This window comes from Sphingobacterium sp. FBM7-1 (assembly GCF_020687765.1).
Lineage (GTDB): Bacteria > Bacteroidota > Bacteroidia > Sphingobacteriales > Sphingobacteriaceae > Sphingobacterium.
The window spans coordinates 432,424-455,843 of the sequence record NZ_JAJEWJ010000002.1 but is presented as its reverse complement, the minus strand read 5'-3'; the positions used below and the strand labels follow the sequence as shown (position 1 = coordinate 455,843).

17 protein-coding genes are annotated in these 23,420 nt (G+C 46.1%); 5 read left to right on the top strand and 12 right to left on the bottom strand.

Translation table 11 applies throughout. From position 1 onward, the window contains the following. Positions 1–351 precede the first annotated feature (351 nt). Entirely contained in the window at positions 352–915 is a 564-nt protein-coding gene (locus tag LKO28_RS06205) for a DUF4136 domain-containing protein (protein ID WP_227693844.1), read from the top strand. Positions 916–968: 53 nt separating this feature from the next. Here LKO28_RS06205 and LKO28_RS06200 read toward each other — a convergent pair whose 3' ends face one another. The 5 genes from LKO28_RS06200 to LKO28_RS06180 all read right to left on the bottom strand — a co-directional run bounded on the left by LKO28_RS06200 (position 969) and on the right by LKO28_RS06180 (position 9,780). Beyond that, entirely contained in the window at positions 969–1,985 is a 1,017-nt protein-coding gene (locus tag LKO28_RS06200; protein ID WP_227693843.1) for a family 43 glycosylhydrolase, read from the bottom strand. A gap of 15 nt (positions 1,986–2,000) precedes the next feature. Beyond that, positions 2,001–3,509 (bottom strand): arabinan endo-1,5-alpha-L-arabinosidase, encoded by a 1,509-nt coding sequence (locus LKO28_RS06195; protein ID WP_227693842.1) that lies wholly within the window; start codon positions 3,507–3,509, stop codon positions 2,001–2,003. A 14-nt stretch (positions 3,510–3,523) separates the two neighbouring features. Continuing rightward, positions 3,524–5,101, bottom strand: a complete 1,578-nt coding sequence (locus LKO28_RS06190; protein WP_227693841.1) for a RagB/SusD family nutrient uptake outer membrane protein — start codon at positions 5,099–5,101, stop codon at positions 3,524–3,526. Positions 5,102–5,131: 30 nt separating this feature from the next. Continuing rightward, the gene (locus LKO28_RS06185; RefSeq protein WP_227693840.1) at positions 5,132–8,515 is read right to left on the bottom strand and encodes a TonB-dependent receptor; all 3,384 of its coding nucleotides are present in this window, start codon (positions 8,513–8,515) and stop codon (positions 5,132–5,134) included. Between the two features lie 125 nt (positions 8,516–8,640). After that, positions 8,641–9,780 carry a FecR family protein gene (locus tag LKO28_RS06180; RefSeq protein WP_227693839.1) on the bottom strand — a complete coding sequence of 380 codons (1,140 nt, stop codon included), beginning with the start codon at positions 9,778–9,780 and terminating at the stop codon, positions 8,641–8,643. A 177-nt stretch (positions 9,781–9,957) separates the two neighbouring features. Here LKO28_RS06180 and LKO28_RS06175 point away from each other — a divergent pair, with 177 nt between their 5' ends. Next, positions 9,958–10,560 carry an RNA polymerase sigma-70 factor gene (locus tag LKO28_RS06175; protein WP_227693838.1) on the top strand — a complete coding sequence of 201 codons (603 nt, stop codon included), beginning with the start codon at positions 9,958–9,960 and terminating at the stop codon, positions 10,558–10,560. 38 nt (positions 10,561–10,598) lie between these two features. Here LKO28_RS06175 and LKO28_RS06170 read toward each other — a convergent pair whose 3' ends face one another. The 5 genes from LKO28_RS06170 to LKO28_RS06150 all read right to left on the bottom strand — a co-directional run bounded on the left by LKO28_RS06170 (position 10,599) and on the right by LKO28_RS06150 (position 17,466). Continuing rightward, complete coding sequence (locus LKO28_RS06170; protein ID WP_227693837.1) at positions 10,599–11,747, bottom strand: aldose epimerase family protein; 1,149 nt, start codon at positions 11,745–11,747, stop codon at positions 10,599–10,601. A 35-nt stretch (positions 11,748–11,782) separates the two neighbouring features. Beyond that, positions 11,783–13,483: a sodium:solute symporter family transporter gene (locus tag LKO28_RS06165; protein ID WP_227693836.1), complete on the bottom strand. Its 1,701-nt coding sequence runs from the start codon at positions 13,481–13,483 to the stop codon at positions 11,783–11,785. A 67-nt stretch (positions 13,484–13,550) separates the two neighbouring features. Further along, entirely contained in the window at positions 13,551–15,053 is a 1,503-nt protein-coding gene (gene araA / locus LKO28_RS06160) for an L-arabinose isomerase (protein ID WP_227693835.1), read from the bottom strand. Between the two features lie 22 nt (positions 15,054–15,075). Beyond that, positions 15,076–15,771, bottom strand: a complete 696-nt coding sequence (locus LKO28_RS06155) for an L-ribulose-5-phosphate 4-epimerase (protein ID WP_227693834.1) — start codon at positions 15,769–15,771, stop codon at positions 15,076–15,078. A gap of 6 nt (positions 15,772–15,777) precedes the next feature. Next, on the bottom strand, positions 15,778–17,466 hold the full coding sequence (locus LKO28_RS06150; protein WP_227693833.1) for a ribulokinase: 1,689 nt from the start codon (positions 17,464–17,466) through the stop codon (positions 15,778–15,780). A gap of 199 nt (positions 17,467–17,665) precedes the next feature. Between LKO28_RS06150 and LKO28_RS06145 the strand changes: the two genes are divergently transcribed. Next, entirely contained in the window at positions 17,666–18,391 is a 726-nt protein-coding gene (locus tag LKO28_RS06145; protein WP_227693832.1) for an NUDIX hydrolase, read from the top strand. A 15-nt stretch (positions 18,392–18,406) separates the two neighbouring features. On the opposite strand, the gene LKO28_RS06140 is transcribed toward LKO28_RS06145, so the two are convergent. Further along, positions 18,407–19,438, bottom strand: coding sequence for a GntR family transcriptional regulator (locus LKO28_RS06140; protein ID WP_227693831.1), 1,032 nt, complete (start codon positions 19,436–19,438; stop codon positions 18,407–18,409). Between the two features lie 191 nt (positions 19,439–19,629). Here LKO28_RS06140 and LKO28_RS06135 point away from each other — a divergent pair, with 191 nt between their 5' ends. After that, positions 19,630–21,906, top strand: coding sequence for an NADP-dependent malic enzyme (locus LKO28_RS06135; protein WP_227693830.1), 2,277 nt, complete (start codon positions 19,630–19,632; stop codon positions 21,904–21,906). Positions 21,907–21,908: 2 nt separating this feature from the next. After that, positions 21,909–22,493: a Holliday junction branch migration protein RuvA gene (gene ruvA, locus LKO28_RS06130; RefSeq protein WP_227693829.1), complete on the top strand. Its 585-nt coding sequence runs from the start codon at positions 21,909–21,911 to the stop codon at positions 22,491–22,493. Between the two features lie 5 nt (positions 22,494–22,498). On the opposite strand, the gene LKO28_RS06125 is transcribed toward ruvA, so the two are convergent. Next, the gene (locus LKO28_RS06125) at positions 22,499–23,413 is read right to left on the bottom strand and encodes a WD40 repeat domain-containing protein (protein ID WP_227693828.1); all 915 of its coding nucleotides are present in this window, start codon (positions 23,411–23,413) and stop codon (positions 22,499–22,501) included. Between the last annotated feature and the right edge of the window lie 7 nt (positions 23,414–23,420).

The following is a 23,420-nucleotide window of genomic DNA, read 5'->3' as shown; positions in this document are numbered from 1 at the left end:
CTACGGTTCCTATGGCTTAATATGCAGTGAATATAGAAACCGAATGAGGTAAGCTCATGGATACCATTGATAATAAATACTTATGAATAACACCAAAATAAGCACATATTCATAAAATGTCGACGCTTTGGATCTTAAGGATGAGGATCATGCCATTGTATTGCCCCTCTTTAACCGTTCATGTCGCATGTGGATGTTTTACATATGTAGACACTCATTCTTAGTACCATCCCTAATGTAAAATATCCAAAGCGACGATTTTTTTGGTTCTTTTTTGAGGAAAAAAAGAACATAAAATCCTTTAAACCTTTGCAAACCTCCTTTGTCTAATACATACAAAATAAAGAAATTATGAAGACGGTAAAATATATATTCCTATTGGGTGTTGTCGCGATTCTCGCTTCGTGTGCATCGGTGCAGTATAACACCACTCGGGTGCAGCAACAAGATTTTAGTCAATACCGGACGTATAGCTGGCTTCCGCCGGTGGATTCGTTATCTAAGAACTATCTAAATAATGATATCGCTAAAAGTAATATTCTGCATGCTGCCAACCAAGAATTAGCGGCGCTGGGTATGCAATATGGGAATGAAAACCCGGATATTCTTTTTCGCTATATCACCATTGTGAATAACAAAAGCCGAATGGTATACAGCCCATCGTATGGATGGGGCGGCTGGGGCCCGTGGGGTATGGGCTGGGGCTGGGGAATGGGCTACGGTGGTTATAGCTACCCTGTAGGTCATGAGAAATACCGTTATGCTCACCTCATTATAGAGGCTGTAGATAGACGTACCAATAGTGTGGTGTGGCAAGCAAGAGGGTCATCGGAAGTTAAATCACCTGAAAAGACTATTAATAAACTGCCAGAAATTGTAAAGGGCATATTTAAACAATATCCTCTAAATAAATAAGCTTAACACTAAAACAAAAAAGGGTCGATCCACGTGGATCGACCCTTTTTTGTTTAGTGCTTGACCTCTGGCCAACCTTCCGGCCCCCAGTCCAGTCGTTCGATACGAAGCTTAGGCTTTCCGCCGTCTTCCGCATCATAGCCGTGAAAAATTAAATAATCCTCCCCTCCTATCGTCACCACGGCATTATGCCCCACACCATGCCAACGCTGGTCTCCCGCAAGTAGAATCTTGCCGCCTCCTTGCGCCATATCTCTTCCGGTTTCATCCAAATAAGGCCCTTCCACGGTCTTCGCACGCCCTACAATCATCTTGTAGGTACTACGGATACCTTTGCAACAGTAATCAATCGAAGCGAACAAATAATAATAATCTCCTTTTTTAAAAATAAATGGGGCTTCGATCGCGTTTCCGCCTGCATCCACCGGATTATCGTCGATCGCCGGAGGGTTGGGGTCGTCGGAATTTTTTTTCCGGCTAGCGATGGTCGGCATGGTCGCAATGTCTTCCGCAACCGATAGCCGATCGTCCTGCAAGCGAATCAATTTCAGTCCATCCCAGAACGAACCAAAAGACAAATAGGCATTGCCATGATCATCCTCGATAATATTGGCATCAATGGCATTCCAGTTGGTAACATCCGGATACGATTGGATCACGCGCCCATGGTCTACCCAACCAAATTCCGATGAAGAGGGATCTAAGGTGCGATTAGTCGCTACGCCAATAGCGGAGGTATTCTTGCCGAAAGCAGACACCGAATAGTAGAGGTAATATGTGCCTTCATGATAATATATATCCGGCGCCCATATATGGCCTTTGAAATTCGGAATCGTATCGACCGCCCATTGCGGTGCTTGGTCAAAGACCGGTGCTTCCTGTTTCCAATGTTCCATATCGGTAGACGACCAGACGGAAATGCCATGCCCGGTGCTAAATAAATAATAAACGCCTTTTTCTTCCATCAATACCGGGTCGTGGACGACCATATCCGCCGTCCGGACGAGTTGCGCTTGTACCGTCATCATCCCAATGAACCACCATACGAATAAAATAGATGCTTTTCTCATTTGCTCGTTTATAAATTAATTTATTTTTTTCAGCCATATCGCCAATCCACCGCCGTTGTAACCCGTCATCACGATGGTTGACTCCTTCCCTTTTTCCCAGTCCCGTTCGCGGGACACTTTAAAGCTGTCCACGAACAGCCCCCCAGCCCAACGCAATTCCAAACTAGCGGTTTCCGGCACATAACGCCAGGTATTGTTCGTGTCTCCGAATATCGTGCCATCGGCATGCAGCATCGGATTCGCATCCACCGCCTTGTTGATATGGGGATCCGTCTGTTCCTCCGCATAGCCCGGTACGCGTACATAGCCGTGTATCACCTGCTCGTATTCTCCGATAATCTCTTCCTTAGTTATCGGCGTTTGTTCCACATTGGCATAGCGCTGCGGACTGACCATCGGCCAGCCATTGTCCGCCCAGAACATCTTTCGGACGTGCATCACCATATAAAACCGATCGACCGCCGGCCGCCCCTGTGTGGCCATAAAATATTGGCCTTGACCATCTTGAAAAACCGAGCAATGGGCTATACCTTGCCAACCCGCATGGCCCTTGAAGGCATAAGGCCCTAACACTAGCTGGTCGGCATGATCCGATGCCGCTGTAGCTAACTCACCGTTCCAATCGACAAATGGCCCTTCGGGGCTATCTGACCGGAAGACACGGACATTGTATTTGGTATCGATCCAATCGTACGAAACGAACAGGTAATACTTCTTCTGCTCTTCGTGATACACAATTTCCGGTGCTTCCAGATTGCCGTTATATACGCCATTGGTCATTCCCCGACGTACAATAAGGTGTCCTTGATCACCCGTTGCCGCCGCCAAGCCGGTAGCGGGGTCTAACTTGACCACATATAAACCGTCCCATGCGGAACCGTAATACATGTAGTGTTCGCCCGCCGGCGTTACCACGACACTGGGATCGATCGCATTCGTGCCCAGGCCGGCTGTCTTGGAGGTAACCGCCAGGCCTTTTTCTTCCCAAGGGCCATCCAGCGAGGCCGATGTCAGCAACCCGATAGCGCTCACGCGGAAACCGTCGGAAGCCAAGGAATAATACAGGCGGTACTCATTTCCCACCTTCATAATATAAGGTGCCCAAATCCCCTCGTTAGGTGTATGATCCTGACTTTGGCTTTTTATATAATCTACGGCCTGCTGGGGCAATCCATCGTATGCCCAGCCCCGGAATTCCCATTCGACCAAATCCCGCGAACGGCGTACCATAATACCTGGGCGAATGGCTTGTCCGTAGGCGACATCCGTACTAAAGCAGTAATACCATTCGCCGTCTTGGATAATGGAGGGGTCGTGGAGGTTATAGGGCCCCCATTGTCCGGTAAAGGCATAACTTTGGAGATGTCCGTAGGTATCGGTGATATTCCGGACATCAAACGGTTTTGGTTCAAAAATACCAGGATCGACCTCTGTTAATGGCTGGCTGGTAAAGGTATCTTTGCTACAGGCAGCCACTTGTAACAGCAGCCAGGCCGCTGTACAATACAATATTATTCTTTTCATCGCTTATTCCTTTATCAATTTGCATCGTTGGGTGACAGCTTCCTATTGTTATTTAACTCACTGAATGGGATAGGCAGATATTCTTTGCCCGGCCTCCAACTATCAAAATCGCTATCTCTTTCTTTTAGCGCAGCTAATTTATCGGCATCGTACAACCAGCCCCAACGGATAATATCGTGGATACGCTGCCCTTCGATAGCAAATTCCAACATCCGTTCGTGCGCTATTTGGTCTCGCATCCCACTTTTGCTGAGCCCCGGCTTCGTAACAGCCAAATCGGGTAGTTTGGCGCGCTCGCGAACCTGTTGTATAAAAGGGTAAGCTTCAACCGTACGATCCAGTTCGTTTAGTACCTCTGCATACATCAACAGGATATCTGCATACCGCAGTATCCGATAATTGGTTCCACCGGTTTCAAAGGTTTCCGGCGCATCATCCAAAATACCCAAGCCATCGTGTGTCCATTTCCGGATGTAACGTACGGTTTGGGATGCATAAGGCCACTCCCGTCCGTACACTTCCGTCGAATTATCGTCTGGCTCGTACGAGGTAATGGTTACCAAAAGGCGAGGATCACTTTTGCCATCTACCGTTTTTTCCTGCTTAAACGCCCGATACAGTCCGGGGGAAGGTTCATAGTCTTTGTACCCCCCGAAACCGTCGCCCGGTGGCGCATAAGTAACGGCCAAACCGGTGAACTGTCTCCAGTTTGCATTAGGCTCTCCCGTCCAGTTTCCGTCGGTTCCTCCTTCGGCCGAAAACTGTATCTCAAATAAACTCTCTGCATTGTTCTCATGGATAGTATTGAAATTCGAACGGAAATCTGGCATCAGGCTATACACCCCATGTAAATCTCCGCCCGGCTTTACAAACTTTTCCAACTGTACTAAGGCTTCATTATACCGTTTGGTGTACAAATAGACCTTCCCCAGCAAACCGGCAGCTGCACCTTTGGTTACCCGTCCTTTCTGTCCGGCATCTGGGCCACTGACCTCTGCATAGGATATCGGCAATAAACTTTCTGCTTGTTGCAAGTCGGCTATGATCTGCTCCCATACGGCTTCTGGGGTGGCCGTCTCCGGATAATAGGCTTCCTTTCCTACCGGAGGCTCCGTAATTAACGGTATCCGCTGATAGGTATTGATCAGGCTAAAGTAGGCAAATGCCCGTAAGAAATAAGCTTGCCCCAACACCCGGTTCTTATGTCCTTCGGCAAACTGTTCGTCCGGAATCTCGGGCACATACTTCAATACTTGATTGGCCCGCGTGGCGACGAGATAATGATCGCGCCAAATCCACATCACGGGATCCGAATTGCTCGGGATCGTAAAACGTCCGACCAAAACTAAGTCGCCCCAAGGGCTATTCCCCTGCACATCATCGCCACGACTATCGCTGAGCCCCGGAAACGACCGCGTATAGGTGCCCTCTAAAGCTAAGGCGTTATACGTGGCGATCACGCCGGCGTCGGCATGTGCCGCGGTTTCCCAAAAGGTCTCGGTAGTGGGATAGTTCGGGTTATATAAATCTAATTTATCATCACAGGCTATGAGCGACATGGCCGCTGCAAAAACCACTAAAATCTTTTTCATATTCACAAAATGATTAAAATGAATCCTTGGTTAAAATCCGAGCTGCACACCTACCATAATGGTTCTTGGCTTCGGATAGGATCCGCCGTCCAATCCCGGCGTAAAGACGCCATAGGTATAATCCGGGTTATAGGATTTATACTTTTGAAAAGTATATAAATTCTGCGCCGTGAGGTATACCCTAGCCTTCGATAAAAACGTGAAACGTTGTGCCGGCAGCGTATATCCCAACGAAAGGGTATTAATCCGTAAATAGCTCCCGTCCTGCAGCCAGCCTTTCCGGTCGGAGTTCTCCCAGTTGCGATTTGGATCTTCCCAATGCAGACGAGGAATGTCGGTATCCGTATTGACTGACGTGTAGCGATCTAACATATCTTGGTGATAGTTGGCATCGCCACCAGTATGCATCATATCGCGATAAAGACGACTATTGATCAAGTACTTCCCCATTCCCGATGCAAAAAGCGTAAAATCAAAATTGTGATACGCGGCCGTGAAATGGAAGCCATATTGATACTTCGGTAAGCCGCTGCCTAAATCCGTCCGGTCTTCATCGTTGATTAGACCGTCCCCATTGATATCCTGATAAATAATATCCCCGATGCCTGCCCCATCAAACTGACGCGGATGGCTGTCTACTTCCTCTTGGGTTTTGAAAATGCCTGCCGTTTTGAATCCGTAATGGCGTCCGACCTCTTTTCCCACTTCCGTGCGGAAATGTCCGTCGAGCCGTTGCTGTATATTTTCCCCTAGACTCAGCACCCGATTCCTGACGGTGGTAAAGTTAGCCCCGATATCGAAGGTAAAATCCCCGCCGGTCTTGTGATAGACGGCAGACAACTCCACGCCGTTATTGCGCAAGGTTCCGCCATTGACGATCGGCGCTGCGTTAATGGAGCCCACCGACAAGGGAATCGGTATCGGTACCAAGATGTCTCTACTTTCACTCACGTAATACTCGGCTGAGAGGTCAAACTTGCGGTTAAAAAGTTGGGCGTCTAAACCGATATTACTGGTAATGCGATCTTCCCACTTCAGATCTTCAGAGACCACGCTGGTTTGTATCCCCCCTAATACCCGCTGCCCATCAAAGGTATAGACAACCGAAGGGTTAATCACCGCTTGATAAAGGTAATTCCCGATATTCTCATTCCCCAATTTCCCCCAGCTCGCGCGTAATTTTAAATCCGAAATCACGCCTTGGGTATCGGGAAAGAAATTTTCATTGCTTAGTCGCCATCCAGCTGCAAAAGATGGGAAATATCCCACCCTGTTTTGGGGACGGAATCGCGATGATGCATCGCGCCGTATAGTCGCGGTAAATAGATAGCGGTCAGCATAGTTATAATTGAGGCGTCCTAAATAGGATGCTAACGCATTGAACTGATCAAAGTTATTGGCGCTGGTTTCCTCGGCATTGCGCAGGGAAGCAAAATTTTCGTCGCTAAAACCGGTACCGGTAACCAATTTTTCCCAAGCGCCATATTTCTGGTACATCTGTCCGGCCAATAAGGACAGGGAATGTTCATCCTTGGTGAAATCATAGGTCAGTAAATTCTCGATCAACAAGTTCTCATACCGGCGGTTATTATCGTTCACGCGGTTGATATTATTGATGAAGAAATAACCTAAATTAAAGCGAGGCGTGAAGGTCAGATCGCGCACCTCATTGATATCGTAGCCGAAATTCAGCCGATATTTTAGGCTATGGTGGTCGTTCTTCCAAAGCTCGGCCTCTCCCCAAAGGTTGCTCGTTAGCCGACTCACGGTCGTGCTGTTTTTGATTAAACTATTGAAGCCGATGCCATTGAGCGATATCGCATCGTGCAAGTCACTTGCCGTTCCGCCAAAGCCTCCTCGTCTATTTTCGTCATATAGGGGCATGGTTGGAATGGCAAACACCAAGTCGTTAATCAACGGCGGGCGGCCTCCTGCCAATAAGCCATCCCCAGTGACCAGGGCATTCTCATCGGAATGGGCAAAGGAAATGGTCTGGCCAAAACGAAAACGTCCCCGCTCCTGTGTCAGGTTTGCCCGCCCCGTATATCGGGTATAATCCGGTCCATTTCCCACAAAGGTTCCGGTATTCTCAAACATATCCAAAGACACAAGGTATGTATTGTGCTTTCCGCCTCCACTAATGTTGACATTCTGGTTGTGCCGCCGGCCCGTCTGGAGCCCTTCCTGCTGCCAGTCGGTATCTACGTCGGTAATAAACCGCGGCGAATTAGGATCATTACCAGGTGCTAGGGGTTTATTATTGGCATTGTACCGCGCTTCGTTATTCAGCATTTGATAATTATGCGCATTGGTAACCGGCATGATCTGCCATATTTTATCCACACCATAGTAAGCACTGTAATCTACCTTCATCGGCATGTCAGTGCGCCCTCTTTTGGTGGTAATAATAATCACGCCATTTGCTGCCCGTGAGCCATAGATGGCTCCGGCAGAGGCGTCTTTCAATACCTGCATAGACTCAATATCGTTTGGATTGAGTTCGCGAGGTACGCCCCCCAGCGGGATGCCGTCTACCACGTAAAGTGGATCCGAATTATTAAAGGTAGATATACCGCGTAGTTTGACCTGCGGGAAAGCGCCCGGTTGCCCGTCGCTGGTTACCGATACCCCCGCCACCCGGCCTTGCAACATATTCCCAACATCATTGGTGGAAAGTTTCTTGGCTTCATCCATTTCGACGACGGCTACCGAACCGGTGATATCTTGTTTACGTTGCGTTCCATAACCCACAACGACCACTTCGTCTAGATCGGCCTTGACTCTCTTAAGCTTAACGTTCAACGCACTTCGTCCGTTCAGGGCAACTTCCTGGGTTTCGTAACCGATATTCGAGAATACCAGCGTGGTCTGTGCATCGAGGACGGATAGCTGAAAACGCCCCTGTTCGTCGGTCATGGTTCCGTTTGCCCGGTCCCCTTTCACGACAACGGATACGCCCGGTACCGGTCCGATAGAATCGGTTACCGAGCCCAAAACCTGCTGTTGAAGCGCCTCCTGACGTACGTCGTTCCGCGCTCGTAGATTCGGCTTATCGACGCTTTTCAATACGATCGTTTTCTTACTGACGGTGTATACCAGGGGTTCATCGGCAAAAACTTGGGCGAGCGCCTTCTCCACTGGCATATCCTTTAATTGTAACGATATGCGTTTGGATTTATCCATCATTAAGGGATTATACAGCACGTGATACCCGCTCTTTTTCCCGATCGCTTTTAAGGCCTGCTCTAAGGATACTTCCTTGAGATTAAGCGAAATTCGCTGGGCGTAGCCAGATGCGTGTACACACATGGTTCCCAGCACCATAAAGAATATCATTAACTTCATGATTTTCCAGATTTTCTGCCACCTCCTATCCTTGCATAAGCTTGGCGGCACATCATAATTTTTGTACATTTGGTGTGTTGTGTTTTAATGTAATGAAGAATTTCGGTTTATTTTTTTACTTGCATTAGCCATCAACGTAACGACTGGGAGCGCGGCATCGCTCCCGGTCATTTTGGCTACGACAGCAGGATTAGTTAGCCCATCACCCGTATCCTCCTTCCTTCTATCGTAAAGGATACCGTCCCCGTCAGCGTTAACATATCTAGTATTTCTTCTACCTCGCTAAACCGGGAAACGGTCCCTGAAAATATTTTTCCTTTCATATCCCCTTGGTATATAATATCCACATCATACCAGCGCGCGATCTTCCGCATGACGCCTTCTATGTTTTCCTCTTGAAACATAAAGTATCCGGCCTGCCAAGCTAAAATCTCTTCGGGATCAAAAGAGGCTTTTCGCATGCCTGCATTGCGCTTGTCATAAATCGTCCGTTCGCCGGGATTTAACATAAATTGAGCCCCATCCGTCGAAACCTGCACCTTTCCCTCAATAAGCGAGGTTTCTATGTGATTTTCATCGGCATAGGCCATAATGTTAAATCGGGTACCCAAGACGGTCACTTTCTGCTTGGCTGATTTCACCACGAAGGGCCTTTTTTTGTCCGGCTGCACATCAAAAAACACCTCTCCTTCTATAGCAACCAGTCGTTCTTTCTCCGTAAAGGCTGTTGGAAAACGGATGGAGGAAGAGGCATTTAACCATACCTTGGTTCCATCGGCCAGCGTCAGTTGAAATTGGCCGCCTCGTGGTGTACGGAGTGTATGATAGGTGACTTCTTCTGGAGTGCGTGCATCATAATTCAACGCTCCCTCTCCGGTTTTACGGGCAAGCACTTCGCCTTCTATAGCAACCTCACCTAAGCCCAGTTCGTTCAGCGAAACTTCCACACCATCTTCTAACACAAGCACCGCTTTGTTCCCTCCTGGGGAAATCGTGACAACCTGTTCGGGCACTGTATTTTTCTCCCGGATCAATCCGTATACGCCGAGCGTCAGCAATACCAGCGCAGCCGCCCCGTACGTTATCCATTTTCGGAGCGTGTGGCGTATTTTCCCACGCTTGTTATCGTCCTGCCCCGATTGTATAGCCGCTTGCAAATGTTGATAAATACGTTGTTGTACAGCCTCTTTGTCTCCGAATTTCTCGTGATCCCAGGGCTGCTCCTGCAAAACAAAGTCATCCTCGTAGGAGGCCAACTCTGCCAATTCCGCAGGCGTACATTGTCCACGCTTATATTTTTCGTACAGTTTTATATATTCTTCTTTGGTCAGCATATTTTAGGCCCTTTATTATAGAGAGCCTTTTTCGGTTCCGCACACACATATTTTTTTATTTTTTTTTAAAAACTTTTTAGGTAAGTTTGAGATGCTGACCCTAGGAAGGGAAATGAACCTGCTTTACATAAACAAATCAACCTAGCGTACATAACAATAGAAGAAGTCTTACAAGCTATGGGCAACGGAAAACAACGGTCAACGGGATGTTCGGCACAGCACGATCAGGAACTTTGGTGCCGTGTACAGGACAAGAACTGCCCGCTATCTTTTTCAACCCTTTTTGAACGCCATTGGGAGAAGTTATACAGCACCGCCTTTTCTTATCTAAAAGACCAGGAAAAAAGTGAAGAGATTACGCATGATATCTTCCTCAATCTTTGGCAAAAACGTGAAACATTGGCTATTCAATCGTTCACTGCTTACATTCGGGCGGCAACACGCTACCATGTGTATAAAGAACTTAAAAAAAGGAAAGCCCTGACCATTTCGTATACCGACGAGCTGACAGAAACGGGTGAGGCGATAGCCAATCAGGGCGAAGAACGTCTCATTTATCAAGACGCAGAAAGACAGGTGGATAACAGCTTGCAATCGCTACCGGCTAGATGTCAAGAAATATACTTCATGAGTAGAAAGGAACATCTGACCAACGAGGAGATTGCGAACAAATTGGGGATATCGAAGCGTACAGTAGAAAATCAACTAACCGTAGCCTTACGACATATTAGGTTACAACTAAAGGTGATGGCGATACTGTTATGTTGGTTTATGTTATAAAAGCGACGGCGATGAGTACTCATCGCCGTCGCTTTTTATTATTTCACTAGAAACCGATACTCGGTTTTTGATGTGTATTGGTCGCCCGGCTTTAACACGGTCGACGCAAAAGATGGCTGATTAGGTGCGTCGGGAAAATGTTGCGTCTCCAGACAAAATGCGGAACGGAATGGATAAGCCTTTCCTCCCTTGCCTTTGGGATCGCTATCCGTCATAAAGTTGCCGCTGTAAAACTGCAATCCAGGTTCGGTTGTCAAAATCTGCATTTCTATACCGGTTTTGGGTGCATACACCGTAGCGACCTTACGAAAACCGTCACCTTTGATCAATTCAAAGTTATGGTCGTAACCTTTTCCTACCGCTAGCTGCGCGTTTTCTGCGTCGATACGGGATCCGATCGTCTGTGCTTCGCTAAAATCAAATGCTGTGCCGGCTACCGGCAAGCTTTTACCGGTAGGGATTAAGTTGGCATCAACTTCAGTAATCGCATCGGCATCGATCTGTAATTCATGATCCAATATCGTCGCGTCACCTTCTCCATTCAGATTAAAATAAGCATGATTCGTCAAATTTAGTACAGTCTCTTTGTCGGTCGTACCTACATAATCCATAACCAAGCCTCCTTCGTCTGTGATGGAATAGGTAACTTTCATGGTTACCGTACCTGGATATCCCGCCTCGCCATCGGGCGATGTGTACGCTAATGTAATGGCTGTATCAGCAGATTGCTCTACCGTCCACACTTTGTTGTACACGCCGTTAGTCCCACCGTGTAAGGAGTTTTCACCGTCGTTTTTTTCTAGTTCATACGTTGTACCGCTTAAGGTAAACGTAGCATTACCGATGCGATTACCATAGCGGCCTACAATAGCGCCATAATAATTGATGGCGTTTTGCTTAAATTCATTTGCCGTATCGTAACCTAAGATAACGTCGGTATCCTTGCCGTCTTTATCCTTTACGCGTAAGCTAACTAGCCGTGCGCCATAATTCGTCAACGTGATATGCAGTTTATCATTTTGTAAGGTGTACAATTGCACATCTTTACCGTCGATAACTGCATTAAATGCCGCTTGTTCGGTACTATCCATTGCGGCATCGCCAGTTTCGCCTGTATTGGCTCCTTGCTGACAGGCAAGCGTTAACGAAGCCGTAGCCAATAATGCCATGAAAACATTTCTTTTCATATTCTTTAAAGTTTATCGTTGTTGTGTGTATTCAACTACCAAAATCTCACGTAAATAGCGGTTACAAGTAATAATGTAATCACAATCATTACAAGAATAGAAGGTTCCACCTTAAACATCTTTTTATCGAGTTCAAATGCCTTCGGATTAACTTTAGGTCCAAATAAACTGATACCCACCATAACCAACATCGTGAAGGCAAAAGCCAATCCCATACAAATCTGGAACGGAATTTCGTACACGCCAAACTTGTTCAAATAAGCGGTGTATAACCAAGTTTCCGGACCGAAGACCTGAACCGCAAATTCATTAAAGAACACGGAAAGCACAAAACCTGTAATCAGACCGGCGATGGCTGCAGGTCCAGTCGTTCTTTTCCAGAACATACCTAACAAGAACATCGCAAAGACACCCGGACTAATGAAACCGGTATATTTCTGGATAAAGGTAAATCCACCCGCTCCGCCAATACCTAAAGTATCATTCCAGGTAAAGAGTACGGCAACGACGATAGAGGCGATAATCGTCAATTTACCAACCCAAACCATTTTACCTTCACTCGCATCTTTGTTTAGGTATTTTTTATAGATATCCAACGTAAAGATCGTCGCGATACTGTTCGCTTTACCGGCAAGACCTGCTACAATAGCCGCGGTCAATGCAGCCAATGCCAGTCCTTTCATACCGTTCGGCAAGTAACCCAAGATCGCCGAATAAGCGTTGTCGGCATGGAATACTCCGCCCGGTGCCATCTCTTCCTGTAGCGCACCGTTCTTATACAAGACGTAAGCCGCGATACCGGGTAACATCACGATGATCGGCATAAACAGCTTCAGGAAACCTGCAAAGAGAATCCCCTTACGTGCGGTATTCAGATCTGCTCCTAATGCGCGCTGGGTGATATACTGATTACAGCCCCAGTAGTTTAAGTTCACGATCCAGATTCCTGCCAAATACATACCTATACCGGGTAACATCAAGTATTTATTAATTTCTTCCTGTGTGGCGCCTGGCCCCGGTTTCTCTACGATCATATTAAAATGCTCCGGCGCATCGGTCATCAATGCGTTGAAACCGGCAAGTACGTCCTTGCCTAATCCGAAGTGCTCGCTCACTAAAGTAAGTGCTACGTAGGTTGTAGCCACCCCACCAATAATCAGAACAACGACTTGGATAACATCCGTAAAACCGATCACGCGCATACCACCTAGTGTAATGATAACCGCAAAGACAGCTAACGCAACCATAATGAAATGGAAAGTATCGCCTCCGCCTGCAAGACTGGAAATCGCAATAGCCCCTAGATAAAGGATAGATGTTAGGTTAACAAATACGTACAAGAATAACCAAAACACAGCCATAATCAAACTCGTGGTCTCGTTATACCGGTTATTCAGAAACTGCGGCATTGTAAAGATCTTATTCTTGAGATAGACCGGGATAAACCATACCGCAACGATGATAAGCGCGACCGCAGCAATAATTTCGTAGGCCGCCACCGCGATACCGACTTCAAAACCATTTCCACTCATCCCGATGAATTGCTCCGCCGAAATATTAGACGCGATTAAGGAGGCACCGATAGCCCACCAAGTCAACGAGCCTTCTGCGAGAAAATAATCTTTACTCGTGTTCTGTGCGGCCGTTTTTTTACGGTAGATCCAATAGCCGTATCCGGCTACCACAAAAAAGTAGATTACGAAGATGATGTAGTCTACTGTTGCAAATTTTTCCATTTAGTATACAGCTTTAGGTAAAAAGGCTTTCCGCTACATCGTGATGTGTTGGAAAGCCTCGGTTAGATTATTTTTTTAACAGGTAATAAAGTTCATTCCATCTGAGCTGGTTCTCCAACCCAGTTAATGTCGTATTTTCGTCAATAGCGACATATTCTAGTCCAGCTATCCGAGCAAAATCTTCTAGATATTCCGGTGTCAAGCTTAAGCTATACGCGGTATGATGTGCTCCTCCCGCATAAATCCATGCGCTACATCCGGTTTTCATATCGGGTAATGGTCTCCATAAAACCCGGGCAACCGGCAGTTTTGGAAGCTTCTCTACCACAGGAACCCCTTCCACCTTATTGACAATTAGACGGAAGCGTGTACCCATATCGACGATGGACGCATTAAGCGCCGAACCGCTGATACCGTTGAACACCAAACGGGCCGGATCTGCTTTACCACCGATACCCAACGGGTGTACTTCAATTCTTGGTTTGTGTGCCGCTAGTGCCGCATCGACCTCCAACATGTGCGATCCCAATACCATGGCATTGTCTGGATCGAAGTGGTAGGTGTAATCTTCCATGAAGGCGGTTGTTCCCGGCAAACCAGCGCCCATCACTTTACATGCACGCACTAAAGCCGGTGTTTTCCAATCACCTTCTCCGGCAAACCCGTATCCGTCGGCCATCAAGCGCTGAACAGGCAAGCCTGGTAGCTGCACCATGCCGTGCAAGTCTTCAAACGTGTCTGTAAATCCTTTGAAATTACCTGCTTCCAAAAACTTGCGAAGACCGATTTCAATTTTAGCCGCTTCGACCAAACTTTGGCGGTCTGCCCCGCCTTCTACTACATTATCTGCCAGTTCATAGGTTTCTTCATATTCTTGGAGTAAGGCCTGAAGTTCGGCATCAGTGGTCTCATTAATGATAGCCACTAAATCACCAATTGCATAGGTGTTCACCGAGAATCCAAATTTGGTTTCCGCTTCTACTTTATCCCCATCGGTTACCGCCACGAAACGCATATTATCGCCGAAACGTGCAAATTTAGCACCTTGCCAATCATGCCAAGCCGCAGCAGCCCGTGCCCATACATTAATGCGCTCGATGACTTCTTCATCCTGCCAATGGCCAGTTACTACTTTACGTCCGATATTTAAACGGGTTACGATGTGCCCAAATTCCCGGTCTCCGTGTGCACTTTGATTTAAGTTCATGAAGTCCATGTCCATCGTTTCCCATGGGATGTCTCTATTATATTGCGTGTGTAGATGCAATAAAGGCTTTTGCAAAGCGGTCAGCCCTCTTATCCACATCTTAGCGGGAGAGAACGTGTGCATCCAAGTGATTAAACCGATACATTCGCGGCTAGCGTTCGCTGCTACGATCGTGTCATAAATCTCATCGCTATTTTTTACGATGGGCTTATATACAACTTCTACCGGTATATTTTTGTGCGCAGAAAGATAATCTGCTATTTCCGCAGCATGTACCGCTACTTCGCGTAGGGTTTCTTCTCCATATAAATCTTGGCTACCTGTGAGGAACCAGACTTGTAAACGCTTAAGCTCTATATTCATTTTTATTATATCTAATTTTCTTTTATTCCTGTCCGTAATAAGCGTCTGAACCGTGTTTGCGGTCGTAGTGCTTGTTGATCAATGCGTCTTTAAGCTTAGGTGCTTGGGGATTAATCTGCTCCGTTAAATAGGCCATTTGTGCGACTGTTTCTAACACCGCACTATTGTATACGGATTTGATACCGGTCTTTCCCCAGGCAAAAGGGGCATGATTTCCAACCAGTATCATTTCAACCTCTTTATAATCCAACTGTTGCTGCTCAAAATGATTCATAATCTGAAAACCTGTCTCGTACTCATAGTTCCCTACAATCATTTCATCGCTCATCGGTGGTGCGCAAGGAATATCAACCGTTAGGTGATCGGCATGCGTTGTTCCAAAAATCGGAATATCCCGTTGGCTTTGCGCCCAGGCGGTACCATAGGTCGAATGCGTGTGGGTAATACCGCCAATTTCTTCCCAGTGCTTGTAAAGTACAGCGTGGGTCCGCGTATCGGAGGATGGACGTAAATTTCCTTCTACAGTATTCCCGTCAAAATCCACAATAACCATTTTATCAGGTGTCAATTCCTCATAAGGCACGCCACTTGGCTTGATGGCAAAGACGCCTGCGCTCCGATCCACCACACTGACATTGCCAAAAGTAAATAAAACCAGGCCTAATTTAGGTAATTGCATGTTGCAATGATAGGCCTCTTCTTTTATAGCTGTATACATTGTTTATTATTTAGTCGTTTTGTTACACCCGTTATCTGCTACGAAAGTGCCGAGTGTTTGATATTGTTTATAGCGTTCGGCATATAACGAAACCATTTCCGGACGAGGCACATAGGTGTGTTCGAAGCCTTGTCCCATCGCTTTCATGGCATCCTCTACCCGCGCGTAAATACCCGCCGCCGTTGCAGCAAACATCGCCGCTCCTAATGCACAGGTTTGTTCTGATTTATGCACACGAATCGGCATATTGATCACGTCGGCCATTGTCTGCATAATAAACGGTGACTTTTTTGCTACGCCACCAAGCCCGATAATACCCTTAACCGGAATTCCTTCTCGAATAAAACGCTCGACGATGCTTTTAGCGCCAAAACAGGTAGCCTCTACAATCGCTCTAAAAATACGCGGTGCATCGGTACCCAAGTTCAGACCACATAGCGCGGCTTTCACCGTCTGGTCCGCATCCGGTGTACGACGACCGTTAAACCAGTCTAACGCCAATTCGGAGGTCTCCGTTACGGGTAGTGCTTCGGCCTGCTTACCCAATTGAGGAATAACCTGATCATCGATAAAATCCAATACTTTTTTCGTATCCTCCTCAGACAACACCTCGCTGTTTACTAATAAATTTTTCACCGGCCATGTTAAGACCTGTTTAAACCAAGCATAGGCATCCCCGAAGGCTGACTGCCCAGCTTCCATCCCGATCATGCCGGGAATAACCGAACCGTCTACCTGTCCGCAAATCCCTTTAACTAATGTATCGGAAATATCGGCTTTCGGAGCAACTAAGATATCACAGGTAGAAGTACCTATTACCTTACTCAGGTAATAGGGCTCAATCTCTCCGCCAACAGCGCCCATATGGCAATCAAAAGCTCCTACGCCGATCACAACATCGGTGCTTAGTCCAAGCCGATTCGACCATTCCTCCGATAAAGTGCCCGCGACTTGGTCTGCAGCATACGTATCGGTAAACAATCGTGTTGTTAAGCCATCCAACAGGGGATCCAAAGCACTAAAGAATTCGTTTGGCGGCAACCCTCCAAATTCGGCTGCCCACAATGATTTATGCCCTGCCGCACAAACACTGCGCTTGATTTGATCTGCGTGCGTTCCGCCTGTTAATAAGAATGGAATGTAATCGCAATGTTCTACCCAAGTATACATGGCCTCACGCACCTGCTTATCTACCCGCAAAGTGCGTAACAATTTGGCCCAAAACCATTCCGAAGAATACACGCCACCCACATATTGCAGGTAATTTATATCAAATTTTTCCGCATGCTCATTGATCTGTTGGGCTTCCTGCACCGCAGTATGATCCTTCCACAACACAAACATGGCATTTGGATTATCAGCAAACTCCTCCCTAAACACCAGCGGAACGCCTTTATCATCTACGGCGATCGGTGTAGAACCTGTCGTATCGACCGAAATAGCCTTTACCTGTTGAGCACTTACAACACCTGCCGTCTTTGCCAAACAATCCTTTACTGTGGCTTCCAGCCCTTCTATATAATCCAAGGGATGCTGGCGAAATTGACTAGCCGCAGCATCGCAAAATGCACCTTTTTTCCATCTCGGATAATAAAAGACGGACGATGCCATTTCTTCTCCATTACCTGCATCCACCAATACGGCCCGAACCGAGTCGCTGCCGTAATCCAATCCAATCACATACGATTTTTCCATTATGAACACCTTTTGTGGTTTATAACACCTTATTTTTTACTCTTTTACCCCCGCTAAAACACCAGGAGCTAAGATTCACTTTTACCAAAATTAATGTCAAATTAACACTTAATTTTAGAAAAGTGAAAATTTTATTTTATTTTCATAAGAATAAGTATAATTGTCCATATATTAACCGATCAAATCAGGCATCTTTAACGTGGGAAAACCAGTCAATCAACTTAGAAGTTTTTATAAAAATGAGCCTCGAACCTTACTGGCGGTAGATTGTGTCATCTTAGGCTTTAATGGAGAGTCATTAGAAATCTTATTGGTTAAAAGAGCGATCGTTCCCGAACGCAATAAATGGAGTTTGATGGGCGGATTTGTACAGGAGGACGAAAGCCCTGAAAAAGCAGCCTCGCGCGTACTCAAACAGCTCACCAATCTGGAAGGAGTTTACATGGAGAATTGCGGCATATTTGGCGAACCTGGCCGGGAGGAGCGTCGCGTGGTGAGTATTGTGTATTTTGCACTCATCGACGCTACACAATACCGACATATCCTAAGCGAGGAGTACGAAGCAAAGTGGTTCCCGCTGGATCAACACCCTAAACTTATTTTTGATCATGAAGATATGATTTCTGCCGCGAAACATACTTTACGTACGAAGGCAGCGCTGTATCCTATCCTATTCGAACTACTCCCCGAAAAATTTACCATACCGCAAATCGCCTCGCTATATGAATGCGTGTATAATATCGAATTGGATAAGCGCAATTTTAGCCGTAAGTTACTTGCTTCCGGCCTACTGATCAAACTGAATGAAAAAGACAAAGAGAATTCCAGAAAGGGAGCTTTCTATTACCGTTTAAATATGGATATATACAAGGAGAAAATTATGTCTTTCCTACGCTATCTGCCAAGTTGGTCTGTGGAGGAATAATCACGACCTCTTATGCTATAGCGACGGCCGTATATTGACATAAAAGGGATTTTCCTTCAGCTCCTTTTTTTGTTGTTTGATAATTTGTGCTGCTGATTTCCCCATCAATTCAAAATCGGTGGATATGGTGGCAATCCCGTTGAGGATAAACTTTTTGAGCGGCGTCTCATTATAAGAAATCACACCGATGTCTTTGCCAATTTGGTAATCTTTGGTGATGGACTTTTCCAAGACATGAACCAAATCGTCTTCCGCTAATAGAATATAGCACTCTTCTTTTTTTAATAGTTCCGTGTGGAGGTTTCCCACGAGCAGGTGATCAAATGCGTATTGCTGACAAAATCTATAAAACCCCTTGATAATAGCTTTCGGATAATCGCTATGATCTGGGAAGACGAGTTTCAACGTGCGGTACCGCGAAAGAGCGGGTAACATCGTTTCCAGCGCTTCATAAATATCTTTTTCATAATTTTCATAAACAGCATCGAAATCCCCCTCTATTCCATCTATAAGCCTTCCTAACAACATCAGCTTATTACTCGGAATAAGACCAAGCACCTCGGGCGCCTGATCGCTTCCCTCTTTAAAATGTGGGAAAACGACGTAATGATCGTATTGCTTTGTCAAATTTAGCAGGAGACTTCGTAGATGAGAAATATCGCTATTATAGACAAACAAATCCAAAGAAGCCTCATCGCCCAATTCGCGCGCAAAGGCATCGTAGATAATTTTTTTATGTGCACTTAGTTTATTGAGAAATAGTGCAATCTTCTGCTTACTTACCACATCCGATTTGGCGACAAAATACCCTTTTCCGGGAGTAGAAGATATAATATCCAGACTTTTGAGATGTCGATAACCTTTCTCCACGGTATCTCTGGAAATATCGAAATAGACACTCACTTCATTGATCGACGGCAAGATATCCCCCTGTTTTAACCTGCTTTTACGCACGCCTTCAATGACCGCATCGGCCAATTGCAGATACTTTGGCGTGGATGAAAACTCGCTAATTTGGATACTTTTAATGAAATCAATGTCGCTCATGTTATGCCTGCTACATACGAAAGGTTAAAGAAACGCTTTTTTTAGAAAAAACACAAGTTTTTACGTTGTTCTACGTGGGATAGGATAACCTGAAGCACTACTTGAAGAAAATGTGTTTTCGCCCAAAAAATTCGCTAATCTTCATTTGAAACTTTAGATTTGTATAGAAGACCAAAATTTACATAACACAAATGAGTACCAACAGAAAAAAAGATGCTTTGGATTACCATGCAATGGGAAGACCCGGAAAGATCGCCGTTGTTCCGACAAAGCCTCACAATTCGCAACGCGACCTATCATTAGCGTATTCACCTGGCGTAGCCGAACCTTGTTTAGCTATTGCGGAAAACAGCGAAGACGCGTACAAATATACTTCCAAGGGAAACTTGGTGGCCGTTATTAGCAACGGTACGGCGGTACTCGGTTTAGGTGATATCGGCGCCCAAGCTGGTAAACCGGTTATGGAAGGGAAAGGTTTACTATTCAAAATATTTGCTGATATTGATGTCTTTGACATCGAGCTCGACACCAAGAATGTCGACGAATTTGTCAACATCGTCAAAGCACTCGAACCTACTTTTGGAGGGGTAAACCTCGAAGATATTAAAGCTCCGGAATGTTTTGAGATCGAGCGCCGTCTAAAAGAAGAGATGAACATACCGGTGATGCACGACGACCAGCATGGTACCGCCATCATTTCAGGCGCTGCTTTGATTAACGCCTGTGAATTGACCGGAAAAGATATCAGTCAGGTTAAGATTGTTGTTAACGGTGCTGGAGCTGCTGCTATCTCCTGTACGTCCATGTATATGGCTGTGGGGGCTAAAAAAGAAAATATCGTCATGTTGGATAGCAAGGGTGTGATCCGTGCTGACCGAGAAAATCTTGATGCTACAAAAGCCCAATTTGCTACGGATAAAGATCTGCACACCTTGGCGGATGCTGTGAAAAACGCAGATGTATTCATCGGGTTATCGGCTGCAGATGTATTGACACCCGACATGTTGCTATCGATGGCTCCAAGACCTATCGTACTGGCCATGGCAAACCCAAATCCGGAAATTGCCTATGACTTAGCGGTAGCTACACGAGATGATGTTATTATGGGAACCGGCCGTTCTGATTATCCAAACCAGGTGAATAACGTTTTGGGATTCCCGTATATATTTAGAGGTGCACTTGACGTTCGGGCGACATGCATCAATGAGGAAATGAAAATTGCAGCGGTGCACGCCATCGCGGAGCTGGCTAAACAACCGGTACCCGAGGAAGTGAATCAGGCCTACGACACGAATAACTTAAGATTCGGACCAGAATACATCATCCCGAAACCAACAGACCCACGTTTGATCACGGAAGTGTCCGTAGCCGTTGCTAAGGCGGCGATGGCCTCCGGGGTATCTAGAATAGAAATCCAGGATTGGGAAACTTATACAGATGATTTAAGGAAGCGCCTGGGTAAAGACGATCGAATTATCCGCAATTTAACCAGCAGAGCCAAGAAAAATCCAAAACGGGTAGTTTTTGCCGAGGCAGACAATTATAAAACCCTGCGCGCAGCACAAATCGTAAAAGAAGAAGGGATTGCATTTCCGATTTTACTCGGTGACAAAGTAAAAATCCAGGAATTGATCAAAGAATACAGCTTTGAGTTAGAAGATGTAGAAATAATCAATCCGGCTGAAGAAAAGGGCTCGGAACGTTTCCAAAAATTTGTAAAACACCTATATGACAAAAGACAGCGTCGAGGTTTAACAGAGCATGAAGCAATTAAATTAATTTCCAGCAACCGAAATTACTTTGCAGCGAGTATGGTGCAATTCGGTGAGGCAGACACCCTCATTTCCGGACTAACGCGGAACTACGCGTCTACGATACGCCCTGCTCTACAGGTGATTGGTGCTAAACCCAATAGTCGGGTTGCAGGGATGTACATCATGTTGACGTCTAAAGGTCCACTTTTCTTCGGAGATACCACCGTAAATGCGGATCCGACATCGGAGGAACTGGCTGATATCGCGATCCTGCTGGATGAAGCGGTCCGACGTCTCAATATCACGCCCCGTATTGCGTTGTTGTCTTATTCGAACTTCGGCTCAAACGACGGCAGAACTGCAGTAAAAGTGCGCGAAGCGGCTAAAGTACTCCGTAATAAAGCTCCCCACATTATCGCGGATGGGGATATTCAAGCGAATTTCGCTTTAAACAGTGAACTCCTAAAAGCGAACTTCCCGTTTAGCACGCTAAATGGGGGACCGGCAAACACTTTAGTATTCCCTAGCTTGGAGTCGGGTAATATTGCTTATAAACTTTTGCAGGAAGCCGGCGATGCGGAAGCTGTAGGCCCCATCTTATTAGGCATGAACAAGCCGGTACACGTATTGCAATTAGACAGTTCCGTCCGGGAGATCGTCAACATGGTGACCATAGCGGTAGTGGATGTTCAGGAACATGAAAAAAGAGGATAGTCATGTACGATTATTTTAACGGAAAACTAGTATTCAAAGCCCCCACCCACGTCGTCCTTGATGTGGGTGGCATCGGCTACCACATCCATATCTCGCTCACAACGTATAGCCTGATTAAAGATCAAGAACAATGTAAGCTCTACATTTCATTTCAGGTCCGAGAAGATTCGCAAACGCTTTATGGTTTTGCAACAGAGGGCGAACGTCAATTGTTCAACCACTTAATCTCGGTATCGGGTATCGGCCCCAATACCGGACGCATGATGCTTTCTTCCATCACCCCTGAGGAAATCCAGAACGCGATCATCCAAGGGCAGGTGCAGGTGATGCAGAAGATAAAAGGAATAGGGCCTAAATCGGCTCAACGTGTTATTTTAGAGCTTCAGGATAAACTGAAAAAACAAGGACCTGATGCGCTTATTCCACTTCCAGTTACCAAACAATCAGTACCAGAGGAAGCACTCAGCGCACTACTGATGTTGGGTTTTGGGAAACCTCAGGCAGAAAAAGTATTGAATAGTCTGGTGGCGAGTGATGCGGAGCAAACCGTGGAGCAACTGATTAAAGCAGCATTAAAGCGTTTGTAAAAACATCAACTGTCCTGCACGGAGACATCCCATATTTTCACGAGTTTGTCATCGCCAGCGGTAACTAATTGGTCACCAACCCAAGTCGCGGTATTAATGGACAAACGGTGTGCGTCATATCCCCGTTCGATACTGATATTTTTTAACAGAGCTAGCGATAAGGCGTTCCATATTTTGATCGATTTGTCGCGGCTGACGGTCGCGATAATCGGCAAACTTGGATGCGGAAGTATGGCATACACGGTAAACATATGCGGTGTAATAGCTTCTATAATCGACAGATCATGCTGCGCTAGCCGAACCAGCTTCGCATCTCTCCCCCCTGTAAGCAAACTCGTATCCGTAACGGCCAAAGCCGTAACCGGAAGGCTATGTACCTGCTGATTAGTTATCGCTCGAAAATCAGCCGTATCATAGAGGTGTACGACCCCATTTTTATCGCCGAAAGCAATCTGGTTCGTGTTTGGATAAGGCTCAATAACACGTACCGTTGTATCCGCTATAGGGAATTTGTAGAGCAAAGCATAATTATCTAACGACCAGACGTAGGCCACGCCTTCTTCGCCTGTTGCGATAATCTCTCGTTTATCAGGAAGCACCCTAAGATCAAAAACCGCTCCTTTTTCAGTCTGGGTTTTATGGATAAGTTCCTGTCGTGCTATATCCACAAACCATACCTCTCCATTACGCAATCCGATGATCAAAACCCCTTCTTCTTCTAGCAGATGAAGCACATAAACGGAAGCCGGAACGGCACACAAAATACGCTTAAACTTTCCTTCACGCATATCCCACTCTACCACCCCTTTATCATTACCTCCGGTAAAAATGGTCGACGCATCCAAACCGTGGGATACGGCGAATATAGGATTTTGATGACCTATGAATGTGTTAGATAAAGAAACATCAACCGTTAGCATATTACTC

Coding starts and splice junctions, on each gene's coding strand:
- LKO28_RS06205 (WP_227693844.1), top strand. CDS start 352: ATGAAGACGGTAAAATATATATTCCTATTGGGTGTTGTCGCGATTCTC.
- LKO28_RS06200 (WP_227693843.1), bottom strand. CDS start 1,985: ATGAGAAAAGCATCTATTTTATTCGTATGGTGGTTCATTGGGATGATG.
- LKO28_RS06195 (WP_227693842.1), bottom strand. CDS start 3,509: ATGAAAAGAATAATATTGTATTGTACAGCGGCCTGGCTGCTGTTACAA.
- LKO28_RS06190 (WP_227693841.1), bottom strand. CDS start 5,101: ATGAAAAAGATTTTAGTGGTTTTTGCAGCGGCCATGTCGCTCATAGCC.
- LKO28_RS06185 (WP_227693840.1), bottom strand. CDS start 8,515: ATGTACAAAAATTATGATGTGCCGCCAAGCTTATGCAAGGATAGGAGG.
- LKO28_RS06180 (WP_227693839.1), bottom strand. CDS start 9,780: ATGCTGACCAAAGAAGAATATATAAAACTGTACGAAAAATATAAGCGT.
- LKO28_RS06175 (WP_227693838.1), top strand. CDS start 9,958: ATGGGCAACGGAAAACAACGGTCAACGGGATGTTCGGCACAGCACGAT.
- LKO28_RS06170 (WP_227693837.1), bottom strand. CDS start 11,747: ATGAAAAGAAATGTTTTCATGGCATTATTGGCTACGGCTTCGTTAACG.
- LKO28_RS06165 (WP_227693836.1), bottom strand. CDS start 13,483: ATGGAAAAATTTGCAACAGTAGACTACATCATCTTCGTAATCTACTTT.
- araA (WP_227693835.1), bottom strand. CDS start 15,053: ATGAATATAGAGCTTAAGCGTTTACAAGTCTGGTTCCTCACAGGTAGC.
- LKO28_RS06155 (WP_227693834.1), bottom strand. CDS start 15,771: ATGTATACAGCTATAAAAGAAGAGGCCTATCATTGCAACATGCAATTA.
- LKO28_RS06150 (WP_227693833.1), bottom strand. CDS start 17,466: ATGGAAAAATCGTATGTGATTGGATTGGATTACGGCAGCGACTCGGTT.
- LKO28_RS06140 (WP_227693831.1), bottom strand. CDS start 19,438: ATGAGCGACATTGATTTCATTAAAAGTATCCAAATTAGCGAGTTTTCA.
- LKO28_RS06135 (WP_227693830.1), top strand. CDS start 19,630: ATGAGTACCAACAGAAAAAAAGATGCTTTGGATTACCATGCAATGGGA.
- ruvA (WP_227693829.1), top strand. CDS start 21,909: ATGTACGATTATTTTAACGGAAAACTAGTATTCAAAGCCCCCACCCAC.
- LKO28_RS06125 (WP_227693828.1), bottom strand. CDS start 23,413: ATGCTAACGGTTGATGTTTCTTTATCTAACACATTCATAGGTCATCAA.